The sequence below is a fragment of the Streptomyces sp. NPDC059452 genome, assembly GCF_042750035.1.
Taxonomy (GTDB): domain Bacteria; phylum Actinomycetota; class Actinomycetes; order Streptomycetales; family Streptomycetaceae; genus Streptomyces.
The window spans coordinates 90963-110241 of sequence record NZ_JBHYVE010000013.1 but is presented as its reverse complement, the minus strand read 5'-3'; the positions used below and the strand labels follow the sequence as shown (position 1 = coordinate 110241).

Below are 19279 nucleotides of genomic sequence, written 5' to 3'. Positions count from 1 at the left end.
GGGCGAGACGCATGCCCCGCACGCCGGACGCGCCCGATAAACTGGTCCACGGCACGCGCCGAGCGCAGCTCTCGGCCGTACCACCCATGATCAGCCAGCAGCCGCTGCAACCCCAGGGAGCGATGTGTCCCGCCGTCTCTTCACCTCGGAATCTGTCACCGAGGGTCACCCCGACAAGATCGCTGACCAGATCAGCGACACGATTCTCGACGCGCTCCTGCGCGACGACCCCGCCTCGCGCGTCGCCGTCGAGACCTTGATCACCACCGGTCTGGTGCATGTCGCGGGCGAGGTCACGACCAAGGCCTACGCCGACATCCCCAACCTCGTGCGCAACAAGGTGCTGGAGATCGGCTACGACTCCTCCAAAAAGGGCTTCGACGGTGCTTCCTGTGGCGTCTCGGTCTCCATCGGCGCGCAGTCGCCGGACATCGCCCAGGGTGTCGACACCGCGTACGAGAAGCGGGTCGAGGGCGATGAGGACGAGCTCGACAAGCAGGGCGCCGGCGACCAGGGCCTGATGTTCGGCTACGCCTGCGACGAGACCCCGGAGCTGATGCCGCTCCCGATCCACATCGCGCACCGCCTCTCCCGGCGGCTGTCCGAGGTGCGGAAGAACGGGACCATCCCCTACCTCCGCCCCGACGGCAAGACCCAGGTCACCATCGAGTACGACGGTGACAAGGCGGTCCGTCTGGACACCGTGGTCGTCTCCTCGCAGCACGCCAGCGACATCGACCTGGACTCGCTGCTCGCGCCCGACATCCGCGAGTTCGTCGTCGAGCACGTGCTCGGCCAGCTCGTCGAGGACGGCATCAAGCTCGACACCGAGGGCTACCGCCTCCTGGTGAACCCGACCGGCCGCTTCGAGATCGGCGGCCCGATGGGCGACGCCGGGCTCACCGGCCGCAAGATCATCATCGACACCTACGGCGGCATGGCCCGCCACGGTGGCGGCGCCTTCTCGGGCAAGGACCCCTCCAAGGTCGACCGCTCGGCGGCGTACGCGATGCGCTGGGTCGCCAAGAACGTGGTGGCCGCAGGCCTCGCCACCCGCTGCGAGGTCCAGGTCGCCTACGCGATCGGCAAGGCCGAGCCGGTCGGTCTCTTCGTCGAGACCTTCGGCACCGCCGCCGTCGACACGGAGAAGATCGAGAACGCGATCGGTGAGGTCTTCGACCTCCGCCCGGCCGCGATCATCCGTGACCTCGACCTGCTGCGCCCGATCTACGCCCAGACCGCCGCGTACGGGCACTTCGGCCGCGAGCTCCCCGACTTCACCTGGGAGCGCACCGACCGCGTGGACGCCCTCCGCGCGGCCGCCGGTCTCTAGGTCCCCGGAGTCTCCGGCGGTACTGCACAGCTCATGACAGCGGGGCCCGGACACCGAACGTGGTGGCCGGGCCCCGCTGCTCCGCTTTCTTCGCGCGGGGCCGCCGCTGTCAGTGCCGTCTGGTAGGAATTTGGCTGTGAGCAGCGAGAACGAGCAGTCCGCCGAACCCGGTGCCGGGGCGGACGGGCCCGGGTCCGGGGCGCCGGAGCAGCTTGCGCTGATCCGGGAGACGGTGCGTCAGGCCAAGGTGCCGCGGGCCAAGCCGCGCACCTGGCGCGGCGCCCCGCTCGCCGAGGAGCTGCCCGTGGCCCGGGTCCTGGTCAACAAGGGCGTCCTCCACCTCGACCAGTACTTCGACTACGCGGTCCCCGAGGAGCTGGACGCCGACGCCCAGCCGGGCGTGCGGGTGCGGGTGCGGTTCGGTGCCGGGCGCCACAACGTCCAGGGCGGGCGGCGCGAGGGGGGCGGCCTGATCGACGGGTTCATCGTCGAGCGCCGCGCCGAGTCCGACTACCAGGGCACCCTGGCCGCCCTCGCCTATGTGGTCTCCCCGGAGCCGGTCCTCGGGCCGGAGCTGCTCGCCCTCTCCCGCGCGGTGGCCGACCGGTACGCGGGCAGCCTCGCTGACGTCCTCCAGCTCGCCGTCCCGCCCCGCAACGGCCGTGCCGAGTCCAAGCCCTCCCCGGAGCCGCTGCCGCCGCCCCCGCCCCCGGAGCCGGGCACCTGGGAGCGGTACGGCCAGGGCCCCGCCTTCCTGCGTGCCCTGGCCGAGGGCGGTGCGCCCCGTGCGGTCTGGACGGCGCTGCCCGGTCCCCACTGGCCCGCCGAGATCGCCCGTGCCGTCGCCGCCACGCTCTCCTCGGGGCGCGGCGCGCTCGTCGTCGTCCCCGACGGGCGGGTCGCCGGGCGGATCGACGCCGCCCTGACCGAGGTGCTCGGCGCGGGCCGGCACGCCCTGCTCACCGCCGAATCCGGCCCCGAGAAGCGCTACCGGCAGTGGCTCGCGGTGCGCCGGGGCTCGGTGCGGGCGGTCGTCGGGACCCGGGCCGCCATGTTCGCCCCCGTCCGGGACCTCGGTCTGGTCGCCGTCTGGGACGACGGGGACTCCAGCCACAGCGACACCAACGCCCCCTTCCCCCATGTCCGCGAGGTCCTGGAGCTGCGGGCCGCGCAGGGCCGGTGCGCCTTCCTGCTCGGCGGGACGAGCTGCACGGTCGAGGCCGCGCAGCTCGTGGAGAGCGGCTGGGCGCTGCCCCTGATCGCGGACCGGGAGCAGTTGCGGCGGGCCGCGCCCCTGATCCGTACGGTCGGCGACGGGGAGCTGGCCCGGGACGGTGCAGCCCGTTCGGCCCGGCTGCCCAGCCTCGCCTGGCAGACCGTGCGCGAGGGGCTGCGCAGCGGTCCGGTCCTGGTCCAGGTGCCCCGCCGGGGGTACGCGCCCCGCCTCGCCTGCGAGCGCTGCCGCACCCCCGCCCGCTGCCGCCACTGCGCGGGCCCCCTGGAGGCGCCGGACCAGCAGGACTTGAACTGCGCCTGGTGCGGGCAGGCCGAGCGCGCCTGGCAGTGCGCGGAGTGTGGCTCCCCCCGGCTCCGCGCCCAGATTGTCGGCGCCCGCCGCACCGCCGAGGAGCTGGGCCGGGCCTTCCCCGCCGTGCCCGTCCGCACCTCGGGGCGCGACCACATCCTGGACGCGGTGCCCGCCGCCCCCGCGCTGGTCGTCTCCACGCCCGGCGCGGAGCCCGTGGCCGAAGGGGGGTATGCGGCGGCGCTGCTCCTGGACGGCTGGGCCATGCTCGGGAGGCCCGATCTGCGGGCGGGGGAGGAGGCGCTGCGCCGGTGGACGGCGGCGGGCGCACTCGTACGGGGGCAGGAGGCGGGCGGCACGGTGGTGATCGTGGCCGAGCCGACGCTGCGCCCGGTGCAGGCGCTGGTCCGCTGGGACCCGGCCGGTTTCGCCCGGCGGGAGCTGGCGGACCGGGCCGAGCTGCGCTTCCCGCCGGTCTCCCGGATGGCGTCGGTGACCGGCCCCGCCGAGGCCCTGGCATCCTTCCTGGCCGGGGCCGCACTGCCGCCGGAGGCCGAGATCCTGGGCCCGGTGCCGGTCCCGTCGGCCGAGCCGGGCCGCCCGCGCAGACCCTCGGACGCCCCGCCCGGCGAGAGCTGGGAGCGGGTCCTGATCCGGGTGGTGCCGGGGCGCGGGGCGGCGCTGGCGGGCGCCCTGAAGACGGCGCAGGCGGCGCGTACGGCCAAGGGCGGGGGCGAGCAGCGGGTGCGGATCAGGATCGACCCGCCGGACATCGGCTGACCGCCGCGCCGACCTCGGCCAAGGGGTCTGTCCGGACGGCGTGCGGGGCCCGGTGGTCCCCGGGCGCGAGCCTGGCGGCGGGGCCGGGCAGGGAAGCCCGCCGGGTGTGGGGTGCGGGCCTGGCCGGGCTGCGGCTGAAGGCCCGCCGGACGGTGGCCGTGAAGCCCGCCGGGCAGGGGGTGAGGGGCCGCCGGGCGAGGCGAGGGCCCCGCGCCGACCACCGGTCGCGCGCCGGGCGCAGCTGCGAGCCTTGTGGGTCTCGCCCGGCTGCCGCGGAAAGGTTCATCGGCGGCTGGGAATCTCGCGGGGTGCGGGTCCTGCCGTGCTGCGGTTGAGACGTTCGCCGGGTGGCGGCCCAGGAAGGGAAGTTCGCCCTCGGCGCGAGCGGGGCGGCGGGCCGGGGAGACCGCCGCTCCGGTTGCGTAACCCCGGCACAGCGCCCCTGCGCGGGCGCTGTGCCGCCGTGCGACCGGGCACGGCGGGGCAGGGAGGGAAGGGGCGTGTGTACGGTCAGCCGTTGCGCGGGCCCGGGAAGGCCCCGGGGCGCAGCTCCTCACGGACCGGCTGCTTGCTCAGCGACGGCTGCGGCGGCATCGAGCGGGCGGCAGGCACAGAAGGCACCGGGGAGACACCACCGCCGGAGGGCGATCCCGGCAGGCCGGGACCCACGGAGACCGGGCGGGGCGTCGCCGCGTTCTCGGCGTTCGCCTCGGCGGACGCCGACTGCGCGGTGGCCCGGCGCGTTCCGTAACGGCGGTGCACCGCCTGCTTGGTGACGCCCAGTGCCGAGCCCACCGCGTCCCAGGAGAAGCCGAGCGAGCGGTCGAAGTCCACCGCCGCGGTGACCAGGGTCTCGACGCTGTCCCGCAGCTCCTGGGCGAGGCGGACGGTGGGGGCCGGGGCCCTGCCGTAGACGACGAAGCCCGCGGAGGGGCCGGAACGGCGCGGGCGGTAGACGTTGCCGAGCTGGGCGGTGAGTGTCCGCAGCGCGTCCACCTGCCGCCGGACCCGCTCGATGTCCCGCACCAGGAGATGCAGGCTGGCCCGCGCTTGGGCGTCGTGGGTTGCGTGGTCGGCCATGAAGAGAAGCCTCTCGAACCGGCGTTGAAAGGGATCGGGCCGCATCGGGGCGGCCCGCTTCGGTCAATCTCCTTTGACCAACGCCCGAGCCGGGGATGTGGTCACGCTATCGGGGCGTATGTGCATATGCACGGGGCGCGCACGGCGCGCGTACGCCCCCTGACCGCCGTGCGGCCGCCCGGCAGGTGGGCCGGGTGCGTTCCGGGGCACTGCGGGCGACGACGGCCGTCCGACGACACCCCCTAGACTGGTGTGCTGCTCGTCACCGTACGTCCTGGCCCCTGGGGCCGGGAGTCCGAGAAGCCCGAGAGGCAGTCAGCCACCCATGAAGCTCGTCTTCGCCGGCACCCCCGAGGTAGCCGTCCCCGCCCTGGACGCCCTGATCGCCTCCGACCGCCACGAGGTGGCCGCCGTCGTGACCCGGCCCGACGCCCCCGCCGGGCGCGGCCGCCGGCTGGTGGCCAGTCCGGTGGCCGAGCGGGCGGCGGAGGCCGGGATCGAGGTCCTCAAGCCGGTGAAGCCCCGGGACGAGGAGTTCCTCGCCCGGCTGCGGGAGATCGCCCCGGACTGCTGCCCGGTCGTCGCCTACGGGGCCCTGCTGCCCAGGGTGGCCCTGGACGTGCCCGCCCGGGGCTGGGTCAACCTGCACTTCTCGCTGCTGCCCGCCTGGCGCGGCGCCGCGCCCGTACAGCACTCCCTGATGGCCGGGGACGAGGTGACCGGGGCGTCGACCTTCCTGATCGAGGAGGGGCTGGACTCCGGACCGGTCTACGGGGTCCTCACCGAGGAGATCCGCCCCACCGACACCAGCGGCGACCTGCTCACCCGGCTCGCCTTCGCCGGGGCCGGGCTGCTCGCGGCCACCATGGACGGTATCGAGGACGGCACCCTGCACGCCGTGCCCCAGCCCCACGAGGGCGTCACCCTGGCCCCGAAGATCACCGTGGAGGACGCCCAGGTCGACTGGTCGGTCCCCGCCCTGCGCGTCGACCGCGTCGTGCGCGGCTGCACCCCCGCCCCCGGCGCCTGGACCCTGTTCCGGGGCGAGCGGCTCAAGCTCATCCAGGCGACGCCCGTCCTGGACCGCACCGACCTGGCGCCCGGCGAGCTGTCGGCGGCGAAGAACAACGTGTACGTGGGCACCGGCTCGCACGCCGTCGAGCTGCTCTGGGTCCAGCCGCAGGGCAAGAAGCCGATGAGGGCCGCCGACTGGGCGCGCGGCGTCCGGATCGTCCACGGCGAGCTGCTGGGGTCGTAGAACCTCCCGCACGAGAGGGCGTAGAACCTCCCGTACGAGGGCCCGGGGACGGCGACGTACGCTGGGAGGGTTCGCCCCCCTCACCATCTGCGGAGCACCTTTCACGTGAACGACCAGCCGCGTCGCCGTCCCGCCAAGCCCCACCGCCGCCCCCAGAAGGACCCCGTACGCTTCCTCGCCTTCGAGGCGCTGCGGGCCGTCGACGAGCGGGACGCGTACGCCAACCTCGTCCTGCCCCCGCTGCTGAAGAAGGCCCGCGCCAAGGGCGACTTCGACGGCCGGGACGCGGCGCTGGCGACCGAGCTGGTCTACGGGACGCTGCGCCGACAGGGCACGTACGACGCGATCGTGGCGGCCTGCATCGACCGGCCGCTCCGCGAGGTCGACCCGCCGGTCCTCGACGTTCTGAACATGGGCGTCCACCAGCTGCTGGGCACCCGCATCCCCACCCACGCGGCCGTCTCCGCGAGTGTGGAGCTGGCCCGGGTAGTGCTGGGCGAGGGGCGCGCGAAGTTCGTCAACGCGGTGCTGCGCAAGGTCACCGCGCACGACCTGGACGGCTGGGTGGAGAAGGTCGCGCCCTCGTACGAGGAGGACGCCGAGGACCACCTCGCGGTCGTCCACTCGCACCCGCGCTGGATCGTCTCGGCGCTCTGGGACGCGCTGGGCGGGGGCCGGGCCGGGATCGAGGACCTGCTGGAGGCCGACAACGAGCGGCCCGAGGTGACGCTGGTGGCCCGCCCCGGCCGCTCCACCACCGAGGAGCTGGTCGAGGCGCTCGGCGACGAGAACGCGCTGCCGGGGCGCTGGTCGCCGTATGCCGTACGGATGGCCGAGGGCGGCGAACCCGGCGCGCTGACGGCGGTCCAGGAGGGCCGGGCGGGCGTCCAGGACGAGGGCAGCCAGCTGGTGGCCGCCGCGCTCGCCGCCGCCCCCGTGGAGGGCCGGGACAGCCGCTGGCTGGACGGCTGCGCGGGCCCCGGCGGCAAGGCCGCCCTGCTGGCCGCGCTCGCCGCCGAGCGCGGTGCCACCCTGCTCGCCGCCGAGAAGCAGCCGCACCGCTCCCGGCTGGTTGAGCGGGCGCTCGCCGGCAACCCCGGCCCGTACCAGGTGGTCACCGCCGACGGCACCCGCCCGCCGTGGCGGCCCGGCACCTTCGACCGCATCCTGATGGACGTGCCGTGCTCCGGCCTGGGCGCGCTGCGCCGCCGCCCGGAGGCCCGGTGGCGGCGTCGCGCCGAGGACCTGGAGAGCTTCGCCCCGCTCCAACGCGGGCTGCTGCGCGAGGCGTTGAAGGCCGTACGGGTCGGGGGGATCGTCGGCTACGCGACCTGCTCGCCGCACCTCGCGGAGACCCGGGTGGTCGTCGAGGACGTACTGAAGGGGCGCGGCGGCGAGCCGGTGGAGGCCGAGTGGGTCGACGCCCGTCCGCTGATGCCGGGGGTGCCCGCGCTGGGCGACGGTCCCGATGTCCAGCTGTGGCCGCATCTGCACGGGACCGACGCCATGTATCTGGCCCTGCTGCGCCGGACCGGCTGAAAATCGCTTCGGCCGAAAGCCTTCCCGTACCGCAAAAGAACAGTAAAGCGCAGGCAAAATGGGCGGAATGTGCGAACTGTGATGGCCCGGTGAGGCTTTGGCGACCGCCGAGGCGGGGAACCGGCGCGGAACGTGGCAGGCTTGGGTCATGGCGCAGATCAACCCCAGCATCCTGTCCGCCGATTTCGCACGTCTCGCCGAGGAGGCGAAGGCCGTCGAAGGCGCGGACTGGCTCCACGTCGACGTGATGGACAACCACTTCGTGCCCAACCTGACCCTCGGCGTGCCGATCGTCGAGGCGCTGGGCAAGGCCACGGACACCCCGCTGGACTGCCACCTCATGATCGAGGACGCGGACCGCTGGGCCCCGCAGTACGTCGAGGCGGGCGCCGGCTCCGTGACCTTCCACGTGGAGGCCGCGGCGGCGCCGGTGCGCCTCGCGCGGGAGATCCGGGCGAAGGGGGCGCGGGCGTCGATGGCGCTCAAGCCCGCGACGCCCATCGAGCCGTACGAGGACCTGCTCCCCGAGCTCGACATGCTGCTGATCATGACGGTCGAGCCGGGCTTCGGCGGCCAGGCCTTCCTGGACATCATGCTGCCGAAGATCCGCCGCACCCGTGAGCTGATCAGCAAGCACGGCCTCGAACTCTGGCTCCAGGTCGACGGCGGGGTCTCGGCCACCACGATCGAGCGGTGCGCCGAGGCGGGCGCCGACGTCTTCGTCGCGGGATCGGCGGTGTACGGGGCCGAGGACCCGGCGGCGGCGGTGCGGGGTCTGCGGGCGCAGGCGGAGGCGGTCACGGCCGCCGCGCCCTGGGCGTGCGGCCACTGAGCGAAGGGCAGATGAACGCGGCCCGACGGGGCTGATCAAGGATCGCCGGATCTGACAGGATGAAGGCGTATCGGGCGTGTGAACAGCAGTGAGGAGATCGCGGTGTCTGGCATCTCGGCGGGTCGGTCAGCCATGCGGATGGGACCCGCGGAGCTGGTGCAGGCGGCGGCCATGGCCCGCCGGTTCTACCTGGAGGGCAAGTCCAAGATCCAGATCGCCGAGGAGTTCGGCGTCAGCCGCTTCAAGGTGGCCCGGGTCCTGGAGACGGCCCTGGAGCGTGATCTCGTACGGATCGAGATCCGGGTGCCGGCCGAGCTGGACGCCGAACGCTCCGACGCGCTCCGGGCCCGCTACGGGCTGCGCCACGCGGTCGTCGTCGAGTCCCCGGCCGAGGCGCAGGAGGACGCCCCCGACCCGGAGAACCTGGGCGAGGTCGCCGCCGACCTCCTGGGCGAGCTGGTGGCCGAGGGCGATGTGCTCGGGCTGGCCTGGGGCCGCTCCACGATCCACATGGCGGCGGCGCTCGACCGGCTGCCGCCCTGTACGGTCGTCCAGCTGACCGGGGTCTACGACGCGGGCACCGCCGAGCGCGGCTCCGTCGAGGCGGTCCGCCGGGCCGCCCAGGTCTCCGGCGGCGAGGCCCACCCCATCTACGCCCCGATGCTGCTGCCCGACCCGGCGACGGCCGCCGCGCTGCGCGAGCAGACGGGTATCGCCCGCGCCTTCGAGTACTTCGACAAGGTGACGGTCGCCGCGGTGTCGATCGGCTCCTGGGAGCCGGGCATCTCCACGGTCCACGACATGCTCTCCGACGCGGAGCGCGCGCACTACGCCTCCCTCGGGGTCGCCGCCGAGATGTCCGCGCACCTCTTCGACTCCGACGGCCGAAGGGTCGGCCGCGACCTGGGCGAGCGCTGCATCACCGTGGAGGCGGACCGGCTGCGCCGGATCCCCGAGGTGGTGGCGATCGCGGGCGGGCTGCGCAAGGCGGCGGCGATCGGGGCCGTACTGCGGTCGGGTCTCGTCACCAGCCTGGTGACGGACACCGCTGCCGCCGACTACCTGCTCACCGAGTCGGCGGCCGGGGTCCGCCCGGCGCTGGAGCGGGCGGACCCGGACGGGGAGTGACCCCGGGCCGGTACAGGGGAGTGACCCCGGGCCGGTACTGCTGACGCGAGGAGGCCGGGCACCCACCGCGGGTGCCCGGCCTCCTTTCCGTACGGTCCCGGCTTCTCAGCCCCGTACGGTTCCGGCTTCTCAGCCCCGTACGGTCCCGGGTTCTCAGCCCTGACGCGGGGCCTCCACCACGCACGGCGTCGCCTCCGCGTGGGTGGGCGCTATGCCCAGCACGGTCTCCTCCAGATACTCCTGGGGCTCCTCGTACTGGCCCACGTCCGCCGGGTTGTAGCGCGGCGTCTGGCGCGACCAGTCCAGGTTCCCGCGCATCCAGCTGCGCATCCCTTCGAGGTAGGGCACCAGCAGCCCGGTCAGCTCCGGATAGAGCTCCAGCAGCTCGTCCTCGGCGGTCAGGAACCGCTCCGTCTCCAGGGCCAGCCGCTCAGCGACGTAGTCAAGCGCCTGCTGCTCGCCGAAGCCCCGGTGGTGGCGGACCAGGTGGACGAGGTTGTGGATCTCGCCGAGCACCTGCTCCTTCTCGAAGGAGTACACGTCGTTGGCCCAGCACACGTGGTTGCAGGCGGCTTCCAGGGCGGTGATGAACCGGGGGTCGTTGTGGAGCGACTCCGGAGCCTCGATGCCGGTGACGATCTCTATGAGGTCCATGCAGACGTGGATGGCCCCGGTGTGCCGCCGCTTGGCGATGTACGTCTCCTCGGACGGCACCACGTCGTCCGCGCGGTTGCCCGCCTCCCAGGTGGTGGCCGTCGTGAGGTAGGTGACCAGATGCCAGGCGAACCGGGTTCGCCAGTGGGGGGCCGCGTTCGGTGTCGTACGTTCCCACAGGTCCATCAGGGCGATGACGGCCGCGGGCAGCTCCTCGTCCGGCAGGGGCGCGGGGGCGGTGCCGTCCACGACGGCGCGCATCCGTTCGACCACGGCGCGCACCAGCTCGGGGGAGCGGCCGAGATGGCCGTCGTCGAGCTGGTCGTCGACGAGGAAGAGCCAGACGAACCAGTCGGCCACCAGATCGAGGTGTTCCGGGTCGGCGGTCGGGTAGACCATGCCGACGAAGGCGCCGAAATCGGCTTGTTCGAAGCGGTGCATCGCGGACTCGCGGTGCACCAGACCCGTCTGTCTGATCCAGCTGGCCAGGTGACCGCGTGTGTGCCCGACGTGCGGGTTCGTCCGCTGGGGGAACGGGCAGTAGATGTCCGGCAGTTCGCTGTCCACAGGCGGATCTGGATCCTCTCCGGTCAAACGGTGTGCCGAGGCTGCCGACGTGCCGGGCGGCACCTCGGACACCCCCGAGACCTGCGGCTTTGAAGCTACCTGACCCCTTGTCACCGGGTCCAGGGATGGTGATCACGAATGAATCGAATCCTGTTCGGGTAGAGTCCGTGGGTAAGGCAGGTTCCACTTGCCCGGGACCCCCCGACCGCCTCCCTGGAGGCCTCCAAGGATCTTTTGGAGGAACAGACGAACGCGGGGGTCTTTTGCTGTGTCTTCGTGGAAACGACCTGCGCCGTTTCGTATGAAAAAATGAGATTTATGCGCTTTCTTGAGCCGGGCACCGGTCGCTACACAGACTCCTCCGTGGTTCCGTACGACCTCACGTACGACGACGTCTTCATGGTTCCGGGCCGTTCCGCCGTCGGCTCCCGCCAGGCCGTGGACCTCTCCTCGCCGGACGGGACCGGTACCACCATCCCGCTCGTGGTCGCCAACATGACCGCCATCGCGGGCCGCCGGATGGCCGAAACCGTTGCCCGCCGCGGCGGGCTCGTCGTCATCCCCCAGGACATCCCGATCGAGGTCGTCACCGACGTCATCACCTGGGTCAAGACGCGCCACCTTGTCCTGGACACCCCGATCGAGCTGGCCCCCAGCCAGACCGTCGCCGACGCGCTCTCCCTGCTGCCCAAGCGGGCGCACGGCGCGGGCGTCGTCGTGGACGAGGACCGCCGCCCCGTCGGTGTCGTCACCGACCACGACCTGACGGGCGTCGACCGCTTCACCCAGCTCTCCGAGGTCATGTCCAAGGACCTGGTCGTCCTGGACGCGGACATCGACCCGCGCGACGCGTTCAACAAGCTCGACGGCGCCAACCGCAAGCTCGCCCCCGCCGTGGACAAGGACGGCCGGCTCGTCGGCATCCTCACCCGCAAGGCCGCCCTGCGCGCCACCCTCTACACCCCGGCCACCGACGCCCAGGGGCGGCTGCGCATCGCCGCCGCCGTCGGCATCAACGGCGACGTCGCGGGCAAGGCCAAGCAGCTCCTGGACGCGGGCGTCGACACGCTCGTCGTGGACACCGCCCACGGCCACCAGGAATCCATGATCGCCGCGGTGAAGGCCGTACGGGCGCTGGACCCGCGGGTCCCGATCGTCGCGGGCAACATCGTCGCCGCCGAGGGCGTACGCGACCTGATCGAGGCGGGCGCCGACATCATCAAGGTCGGCGTCGGCCCCGGCGCCATGTGCACCACCCGGATGATGACCGGCGTCGGCCGGCCGCAGTTCTCCGCCGTCCTGGAGTGCGCCGCCGAGGCGAAGAAGCACGGCAAGCACGTCTGGGCGGACGGCGGCGTCCGCCACCCGCGCGATGTCGCCATGGCGCTCGCCGCGGGCGCGTCCAACGTGATGATCGGCTCCTGGTTCGCGGGTACGTACGAGTCGCCCGGCGACCTCCAGCAGTCCGCCGACGGCCGCTTCTACAAGGAGTCCTTCGGGATGGCCTCGGCGCGCGCCGTGAAGAACCGCACGTCGGACGAGTCCGCGTACGACCGGGCCCGCAAGGCGCTCTTCGAGGAGGGCATCTCCACCTCGCGGATGTTCCTCGACCCGACCCGTCCGGGCGTCGAGGACCTGATCGACTCGATCATCGCGGGCGTCCGCTCCTCCTGCACCTACGCGGGTGCGGCCTCCCTGGAGGAGTTCGCCGAGAAGGCGGTCGTCGGCGTCCAGAGCGCCGCCGGTTACGCCGAGGGCAAGCCGCTCCACGCCAGCTGGAGTTGATCCTCCGGGTCCGCCGACGCCTCCGCCCCTTCCGGTGCTTCGCACCAGGAGGGGCGGAGGCGTTTTCCGGGCCCGTGGCCGGGTCGTGTACGGGCCCTTCGGAGGTGGCCGGGACCCTGCTTCAACTCTGTTGAGATATAAGTAATATGAAGCGCAATCAGCTGCCTGCCTCTCTGCGGTAAGGGATCTCATGTCCTTCTTCACTGACCTGGCCCATCAGTACATCGACGGCGAGTGGCGGCCGGGGAAGGGGTCCTGGGACATCATCGACTTCAACCCCTTCAACGGGGAGAAGCTCGCCTCGATCCCGGTCGCCACCGCCGAGGAGGTCGACCAGGCCTACCGCGCCGCCGAGCAGGCCCAGCAGGCGTGGGGCGACACCAACCCGTACGCCCGGCGCACGGTCCTGGAGAAGGCGCTGCGCATCGTCGAGGAGCGCGAGGCGGAGATCAGTGAGGCGATCGTCGCCGAGCTGGGCGGCACCCGGCTCAAGGCCGGCTTCGAACTGCACCTGGCCAAGGAGTTCCTGCGCGAGGCGATCCAGCTCGCCCTGCGCCCCGTCGGCCAGATCCTCCCTTCGCCGACCGAGGGCAAGGAGAACCGGGTCTACCGGGTGCCCGTCGGGGTCGTCGGGGTCATCAGCCCGTTCAACTTCCCCTTCCTGCTCTCCCTGAAGTCCGTCGCCCCCGCCCTCGCCCTCGGCAACGCCGTCGTCCTCAAGCCGCACCAGAACACCCCGATCTGCGGCGGCACCCTGCTCGCCAGGATCTTCGAGGACGCCGGACTGCCCGCCGGGCTGCTCAACGTCGTGGTCACCGACATCGCGGAGATCGGCGACACCCTGCTGGAGCACCCCGTACCGCAGGTCATCTCCTTCACCGGCTCGGACAAGGTCGGCCGGCACGTCGCGACCGTCTGCGCCGCCAACCTCAAGCGCGTGGTCCTCGAACTCGGCGGCAACAGCGCCCTGATCGTGCTCGACGACGCCGATGTGGACTACGCGGTCGACGCCGCGGTCTTCAGCCGCTACGTCCACCAGGGCCAGGTCTGCATGGCCGCCAACCGCATCCTGGTCGACCGGTCGGTCGAGGCGGAGTTCACCGAGAAGTTCGTCGCCAAGGTCGCCTCCCTCACCGTCGGGGACCCGGCCGACCCGGCCACCCAGATCGGCCCGCTGATCAACTCCTCGCAGGCCGAGTCCGTCTCCCGGATCGTCGACCAGACCGTCGAGGCGGGCGCCACCGCCCTCCTCCACGGCCGCGCCGACGGCAACCTGGTCAGCCCCTCCGTACTGACCGGCCTCGCCCCCGACTCGCCCGTCCTCCAGCAGGAGATCTTCGGCCCCGTCGCCCTGCTCGTCCCCTTCGACGGCGAGGACGAGGCCGTCCGCATCGCCAACGACACCCCGTACGGGCTCAGCGGCGCCGTCCACACCGGGAACGTCGAGCGCGGTGTGCGGGTCGGTCAGCGCATTCACACCGGCATGATCCACATCAATGACGGCACCGTCCACGACGAGCCGATCGTGCCCTTCGGCGGCGAGAAGAGCTCGGGCCTCGGCCGCCTGAACGGTGAGTCGATGGTGGAGGCGTTCACCACGCAGAAGTGGATCTCCATCCAGCACGGCCGCTCGCAGTTCCCGTTCTGAGACCTTCCGAGCGCCTTCTGACTCTGCGACCGGTCCTGACCGGTCACCCTGCGCCGAGCGCGCCCCCGCGGGCCGCTCATGGTCTACTGCGGGGGGCGGCATCCGTCCGCCTCCCGCAGCCGGCCCCACCGCAGAGAAGTGAACCGCCCGACGTGCGCCTGAACGACCTCGACGAACGCATCGTCCACGCCCTCGCCGAAGACGCCCGGCGCTCCTACGCCGACATCGGCGCGATCGTCGGCCTCTCCGCCCCCGCCGTGAAACGCCGCGTGGACCGGCTCCGCGCCGAGGGCGCGATCACCGGCTTCACCGTCCGCGTCGACCCGGCCGCGCTCGGCTGGGAGACCGAGGGGTTCATCGAGATCTACTGCAGCCGCAACACCTCCCCGGAAGCGATCAAGCAGGGCCTCGCCCGCTACCCGGAGATCGCCGCGGCCTCCACCGTCACCGGCGACGCGGACGCGGTGGTCCAGGTCTTCGCCGCCGACATGCGCCACTTCGAGCAGGTGCTGGAGCGGATCGCGGGGGAGCCCTACGTCGAGCGCACCAAGTCCGTCCTGGTGCTCTCACCCCTGCTGCGCCGCTACTCGGCGGAGGCCCCGCCGGCCTGACCCCGGCCCCGGACGGCCTCCCGGGCAGTGGCGCACATCACCCCGCTGACCTGCGGCGATGCCCGACGCAACATTTCGCCGCCCGGCGTCCTTCGCGCGCAACGAATCGACGGTCGGTGCGCAACACTCGCGCCTTGTCCGGGGGGAGAGGCGACACGTACCTTCGATACGTCTCCCCACCCCGCTCGCACCCGCCCGAGGTCAGCCATGCCGCCGTTGCGCACCGCCCTGCTCCAGAGCTCCGGACGGCCCGGTGCCGTCGCCGAGAACCTGAAGACGCTGGACGAGGCCGCCGCGCGCGCCGCGGCGGCGGGCGCACGGCTGCTGGTGAGCCCCGAGCTGTTCCTGACCGGGTACGCCATCGGCGACGCCGTCCCCGAGCTGGCCGAGCCCGTCGACGGCCCGGGCGCCCAGGCCGTCGCCGAGATCGCCGTACGCCACGGCCTCGCCGTCCTGTACGGCTACCCGGAGCGCGACGGCGAGCGGATCTTCAACGCCTCCCAGCTCATCGGCCCCGACGGCGCGTCGCTGGCGAACTACCGCAAGACCCACCTCTTCGGCTGCTTCGAGCAGGAGTGGTTCACCCCCGGTGAGCAGACCGTCGTCCAGGCCGACCTGGACGGCGTCCGCATCGGCCTGCTGATCTGCTACGACGTCGAGTTCCCCGAGAACGTACGGGCGCACGCCCTCGCCGGCACCGACCTGCTGCTGGTGCCCACCGCGCAGATGCACCCGTTCCAGTTCGTCGCCGAATCCGTCGTCCCCGTACGGGCCTTCGAGAGCCAGATGTACGTGGCGTACGTCAACCGGACCGGCCCGGAAGGGGAGTTCGAGTTCGTCGGGCTCAGCTGCCTGGCCGGGCCCGACGGCACCGTCCGTACCCGCGCCGGACGCGGCGAGGAACTCGTCGTCGGTGAGGTGGACCCGGAGTTCCTGGCCGCCTCCCGCACCGCCAACCCCTACCTGCACGACCGCCGCCCCGGTCTGTACGGCTCCCTCGGCTGAGCCCTCCCCCCCCACAACTTCCCTCTTCAGTCATCGCGCAAGGAGTCCGTACCCCATGACGTCCACGGTGCCCAACGCTGTCCAGCACACCGACGCAGCCGCCCCGCCGATCACCATGTTCGGGCCGGACTTCCCGTACGCGTACGACGACTTCCTGGCCCACCCGGCCGGGCTCGGCCAGATACCGGCGACCGAGCACGGCCAGGAGGTCGCCGTCATCGGCGGCGGGCTCTCCGGCATCATCGCCGCGTACGAGCTGATGAAGATGGGCCTCAAGCCCGTCGTCTACGAGGCCGACCAGATCGGCGGGCGGCTGCGGACCGTCGGCTTCGACGGCTGCGACCCCTCGCTCACCGCCGAGATGGGCGCGATGCGCTTCCCGCCGTCCTCCACGGCGCTCCAGCACTACATCGACCTGGTCGGCCTGGAGACCCGGGCCTTCCCCAACCCGCTCTCCCCGGCCACGCCCTCCACCGTCGTGGACCTCAAGGGCGAGTCGCACTACGCCGAGACCATCGACGACCTGCCGCAGGTCTACCGCGATGTGGCGAACGCCTGGAACGCCTGTCTGGAGGAGGGCGCCGACTTCTCCGACATGAACCGGGCGCTGCGCGAGCGCGACGTCCCGCGCATCCGCGAGATCTGGTCGCAGCTCGTCGAGCGGCTCGACAACCAGACCTTCTACGGCTTCCTCTGCGAGTCCGAGGCCTTCAAGTCCTTCCGCCACCGCGAGATCTTCGGCCAGGTCGGCTTCGGCACCGGGGGCTGGGACACCGACTTCCCCAACTCCATCCTGGAGATCCTGCGGGTCGTCTACACCGAGGCCGACGACCACCACCGCGGCATCGTCGGCGGCAGCCAGCAGCTCCCGCTGCGGCTGTGGGACCGCGAGCCGCAGAAGATCGTCCACTGGCCGCAGGGCACCTCGCTGGCCTCCCTGCACGGCGGCGAGCCGCGCGGCGCCGTGACCCGGCTGACCCGTACCGCGGGCAACCGCATCACGGTCACCGACGCCACCGGCGACATCCGCACCTTCCGGGCCGCCGTCTTCACCGGCCAGTCCTGGCTGCTGCTCTCCAAGATCGACTGCGATGACGCGCTCTTCCCGATCGACCACTGGACGGCGATGGAGCGCACCCACTACATGGAGTCGTCCAAGCTGTTCGTCCCGGTCGACCGCCCGTTCTGGCTGGACAAGGCCGTCGACGGCCAGGGCAACGCCACCGGCCGCGACACCATGTCGATGACGCTCACCGACCGGATGACCCGGGGCACGTACCTCCTGGACGACGGCCCGGACAAGCCCGCCGTCATCTGCCTCTCCTACACGTGGTGCGACGACAGCCTGAAGTGGCTGCCGCTCTCCCCGAAGGAGCGCATGGAGGTCATGCTCAAGTCGCTGGGGGAGATCTACCCGAACGTCGACATCCGCAGCCACATCATCGGCAACCCGGTCACCGTCTCCTGGGAGAACGAGCCCTGGTTCATGGGCGCGTTCAAGGCCAACCTGCCCGGCCACTACCGCTACCAGCGGCGGCTGTTCACCCACTTCATGCAGGACCGGCTCCCCGCCGACAAGCGGGGCCTGTTCCTCGCGGGCGACGACATCTCCTGGACGGCCGGCTGGGCGGAGGGCGCCGTACAGACCGCGCTCAACGCGGTGTGGGGCGTCATGCACCAGTTCGGCGGGACGACCGACCCGACCAACCCCGGGCCCGGCGACCTCTTCGACGAGATCGCCCCGGTGGAGCTTCCGGAGGACTGAACCGGAGGCGCCCCGGGCCCGACGGGGCTCGGTGTCGGTCAGGGCCGGGCGGCCGGCACGGTGTCCTTCGCCACCAGCCTCCCGCCGGACCAGCAGAGCCGGTAGAGGTCGACCTCGGCCAGCACATCGCGGCCGGACCGGTAGAAGTCGCACGTGGCACCCGGTGGCCGGGGTGCGGAACGGGCGTGGTCGGGCGGGTAGGGGAAGGCGCGGGCCGGCAGCCGAGGCGTGAGTTCCGCGTGCGGCCGGCCGACCGTCAGCTCCTCGAACCGGGACGGCGTCAGCACGCTCGTCGTCAGCTGCCAGGCCAGGTGGACGGCGGCGGGTACGAAGAAGGCGGCCGCCACGACGGGCGCCACGAAGGCGGCGGCGGAACGGCGGCGGGCGGCGCTCCGTACGCGGTCGAGCCGCCGGGCGGACTCCGGTGCGGTGGCGCCCGGGCGGAGTGCCTGTGCGGATGGTGACGCGGAACCGGCGTGCCGCTCCCGGGGCCCGGCCGGTGTTCCGGGCGCCGAGGCCCCGGTGCGGCCCGTCGCCCGGTGCGGGAGGACGGCAGTGACGCGGAATCCGCCTTCGTACGGCCCGGTCCGCAAGGAGCCGCCGAGCACCGTCACCCGCTCACGCAGCCCCGTCAGCCCCCGGCGGCCGACCCCCGCGACCGGGTCCTCCGCCGGGTGCGCGGGCCCGCCGGCCGGTGCGGCGGCGTTCACGGCGCTCACGCGGGTCCGGTCGGCCTCATGCGTGATCCGCACCCGGATCGCACCGCCCGGCGCGTGCTTCACGGCGTTGGTGAGGGCCTCCTGCACCACACGGTAGATGCCGTGCTCGACCAGAGGGGACAGGGCGGGCACCGCCCCGCACCTCTCCCAGCGCACCGGGACCCCGGAGGCTTCCGCCCGTACGAGGAGGTCCTCGACGGTGCCCTCGACCGGCAGGCCCGCCCCCGGTTCCGTTCCGGACGGGTCGTGCAGGACGGCGACGGTCTCCCGCAGCTGCTCCACGGCGTCCGCGATCGTCCCGCGCAGCTCGGCGAGGTCGGTGCGGTCGCGGTCCGTGAGGTCGGGGGAGAGCTCCAGGGCCCCGGCGCGCAGGGCGACCAGACTCAGGGCGTGGCCGAGGGAGTCGTGCATGTCGGCCGCGATGTCCGCGCGCTCGGTCAGCCGGGCCCGCTCCGCGACCAGGTGCTGCCGTTCCTCCAGGGTCCGGGCCAACCGCCAGCCCTCCCGCACGAGTTCACGCCGACCGCGCCAGTGCCGTCCGGCCAGCCAGGGCAGCAGCAGGGCGGCGGGCAGCACGGTCAGCGCGTAGAACCACCAGACGGCCTGCACTCCCAGCACCGCGCACACGGCGAGATCGGCCGCGAGGCACCCGGCGAGCACCATGAGCGGCTGCCGTACGGCGGCGACCCGGGCGCCCAGCAGACAGCTCAGCGTGGCCAGCGACAGGACCTGGGCGTTGGCCGGGGTCGCGGAGTCGGCCAGGCCCAGCGCGCACAGCCCGTTGACGAGCACGACCGCGACCCCCGGCCGGCGGCGGGACAGCGGCACGGCCACCGCCAGGACGGCCATCGGGAGGAGCAGGTCCCGGACCGGCACCGCCGAAGCCGTTTCCCGGAACCCGTAGGCGGTGGCCGCGGAGAGTGCGAGCCACAGGGCCGCGTCGCCGAGCACGGGCCCGGCCGCGAGTATGCGCGCGTGCAGCATGGTGATTTCGCCCCGTCCTTCCGATGGATGCCCCGGGAGGTCCCCGGGCCCGCCCAGGGCATCGAT

At 72.8% G+C, this 19279-nt stretch carries 14 protein-coding genes; 11 read left to right on the top strand and 3 right to left on the bottom strand.

Going from position 1 to position 19279, the window contains the following annotated elements:
- Window positions 1–124: 124 nt before the first annotated feature.
- The gene (gene metK / locus ACFW9Z_RS18950) at window positions 125–1333 is read left to right on the top strand and encodes a methionine adenosyltransferase (protein ID WP_384641881.1); all 1209 of its coding nucleotides are present in this window, start codon (window positions 125–127) and stop codon (window positions 1331–1333) included.
- A 136-nt stretch (window positions 1334–1469) separates the two neighbouring features.
- Window positions 1470–3638 carry a primosomal protein N' gene (locus ACFW9Z_RS18945; RefSeq protein WP_384641879.1) on the top strand — a complete coding sequence of 723 codons (2169 nt, stop codon included), beginning with the start codon at window positions 1470–1472 and terminating at the stop codon, window positions 3636–3638.
- Window positions 3639–4148: 510 nt separating this feature from the next.
- Here ACFW9Z_RS18945 and ACFW9Z_RS18940 read toward each other — a convergent pair.
- Window positions 4149–4718 (bottom strand): hypothetical protein, encoded by a 570-nt coding sequence (locus tag ACFW9Z_RS18940; protein ID WP_384641876.1) that lies wholly within the window; start codon window positions 4716–4718, stop codon window positions 4149–4151.
- A gap of 325 nt (window positions 4719–5043) precedes the next feature.
- On the opposite strand from ACFW9Z_RS18940, the gene fmt reads away from it, so the two are divergent.
- The 4 genes from fmt to ACFW9Z_RS18920 all read left to right on the top strand — a co-directional run bounded on the left by fmt (window position 5044) and on the right by ACFW9Z_RS18920 (window position 9475).
- Complete coding sequence (gene fmt, locus ACFW9Z_RS18935; protein ID WP_384641873.1) at window positions 5044–5976, top strand: methionyl-tRNA formyltransferase; 933 nt, start codon at window positions 5044–5046, stop codon at window positions 5974–5976.
- A 105-nt stretch (window positions 5977–6081) separates the two neighbouring features.
- Entirely contained in the window at window positions 6082–7515 is a 1434-nt protein-coding gene (locus ACFW9Z_RS18930; RefSeq protein ID WP_384641870.1) for an RsmB/NOP family class I SAM-dependent RNA methyltransferase, read from the top strand.
- 148 nt (window positions 7516–7663) lie between these two features.
- Entirely contained in the window at window positions 7664–8347 is a 684-nt protein-coding gene (gene rpe / locus ACFW9Z_RS18925) for a ribulose-phosphate 3-epimerase (RefSeq protein ID WP_384641868.1), read from the top strand.
- A 132-nt stretch (window positions 8348–8479) separates the two neighbouring features.
- On the top strand, window positions 8480–9475 hold the full coding sequence (locus tag ACFW9Z_RS18920) for a sugar-binding transcriptional regulator (protein ID WP_384641865.1): 996 nt from the start codon (window positions 8480–8482) through the stop codon (window positions 9473–9475).
- 153 nt (window positions 9476–9628) lie between these two features.
- Here the strand turns inward: ACFW9Z_RS18920 and ACFW9Z_RS18915 are convergent, their stop codons facing one another.
- Entirely contained in the window at window positions 9629–10696 is a 1068-nt protein-coding gene (locus ACFW9Z_RS18915) for a terpene cyclase (RefSeq protein ID WP_384641862.1), read from the bottom strand.
- Between the two features lie 318 nt (window positions 10697–11014).
- Between ACFW9Z_RS18915 and ACFW9Z_RS18910 the strand changes: the two genes are divergently transcribed.
- The 5 genes from ACFW9Z_RS18910 (at window position 11015) to ACFW9Z_RS18890 (ending at window position 17510) form a co-directional block, all read left to right on the top strand.
- Window positions 11015–12481, top strand: coding sequence for a GuaB1 family IMP dehydrogenase-related protein (locus tag ACFW9Z_RS18910; RefSeq protein WP_384641860.1), 1467 nt, complete (start codon window positions 11015–11017; stop codon window positions 12479–12481).
- Window positions 12482–12671: 190 nt separating this feature from the next.
- Entirely contained in the window at window positions 12672–14129 is a 1458-nt protein-coding gene (locus tag ACFW9Z_RS18905) for an aldehyde dehydrogenase family protein (RefSeq protein ID WP_384641857.1), read from the top strand.
- A 152-nt stretch (window positions 14130–14281) separates the two neighbouring features.
- The gene (locus tag ACFW9Z_RS18900) at window positions 14282–14740 is read left to right on the top strand and encodes an Lrp/AsnC family transcriptional regulator (RefSeq protein ID WP_015607336.1); all 459 of its coding nucleotides are present in this window, start codon (window positions 14282–14284) and stop codon (window positions 14738–14740) included.
- A 207-nt stretch (window positions 14741–14947) separates the two neighbouring features.
- Complete coding sequence (locus ACFW9Z_RS18895; RefSeq protein WP_384641853.1) at window positions 14948–15745, top strand: carbon-nitrogen hydrolase family protein; 798 nt, start codon at window positions 14948–14950, stop codon at window positions 15743–15745.
- A 55-nt stretch (window positions 15746–15800) separates the two neighbouring features.
- The gene (locus ACFW9Z_RS18890) at window positions 15801–17510 is read left to right on the top strand and encodes a flavin monoamine oxidase family protein (RefSeq protein WP_384641850.1); all 1710 of its coding nucleotides are present in this window, start codon (window positions 15801–15803) and stop codon (window positions 17508–17510) included.
- Between the two features lie 38 nt (window positions 17511–17548).
- On the opposite strand, the gene ACFW9Z_RS18885 is transcribed toward ACFW9Z_RS18890, so the two are convergent.
- Window positions 17549–19213 (bottom strand): sensor histidine kinase, encoded by a 1665-nt coding sequence (locus ACFW9Z_RS18885; protein ID WP_384641847.1) that lies wholly within the window; start codon window positions 19211–19213, stop codon window positions 17549–17551.
- Window positions 19214–19279 lie beyond the last annotated feature (66 nt).

Coding starts and splice junctions, on each gene's coding strand:
- ACFW9Z_RS18890 (WP_384641850.1), top strand. CDS start 15,801: ATGACGTCCACGGTGCCCAACGCTGTCCAGCACACCGACGCAGCCGCC.
- ACFW9Z_RS18910 (WP_384641860.1), top strand. CDS start 11,015: ATGCGCTTTCTTGAGCCGGGCACCGGTCGCTACACAGACTCCTCCGTG.
- rpe (WP_384641868.1), top strand. CDS start 7,664: ATGGCGCAGATCAACCCCAGCATCCTGTCCGCCGATTTCGCACGTCTC.
- ACFW9Z_RS18920 (WP_384641865.1), top strand. CDS start 8,480: ATGCGGATGGGACCCGCGGAGCTGGTGCAGGCGGCGGCCATGGCCCGC.
- fmt (WP_384641873.1), top strand. CDS start 5,044: ATGAAGCTCGTCTTCGCCGGCACCCCCGAGGTAGCCGTCCCCGCCCTG.
- ACFW9Z_RS18905 (WP_384641857.1), top strand. CDS start 12,672: ATGTCCTTCTTCACTGACCTGGCCCATCAGTACATCGACGGCGAGTGG.
- ACFW9Z_RS18940 (WP_384641876.1), bottom strand. CDS start 4,718: ATGGCCGACCACGCAACCCACGACGCCCAAGCGCGGGCCAGCCTGCAT.
- ACFW9Z_RS18895 (WP_384641853.1), top strand. CDS start 14,948: ATGCCGCCGTTGCGCACCGCCCTGCTCCAGAGCTCCGGACGGCCCGGT.
- ACFW9Z_RS18885 (WP_384641847.1), bottom strand. CDS start 19,213: ATGCTGCACGCGCGCATACTCGCGGCCGGGCCCGTGCTCGGCGACGCG.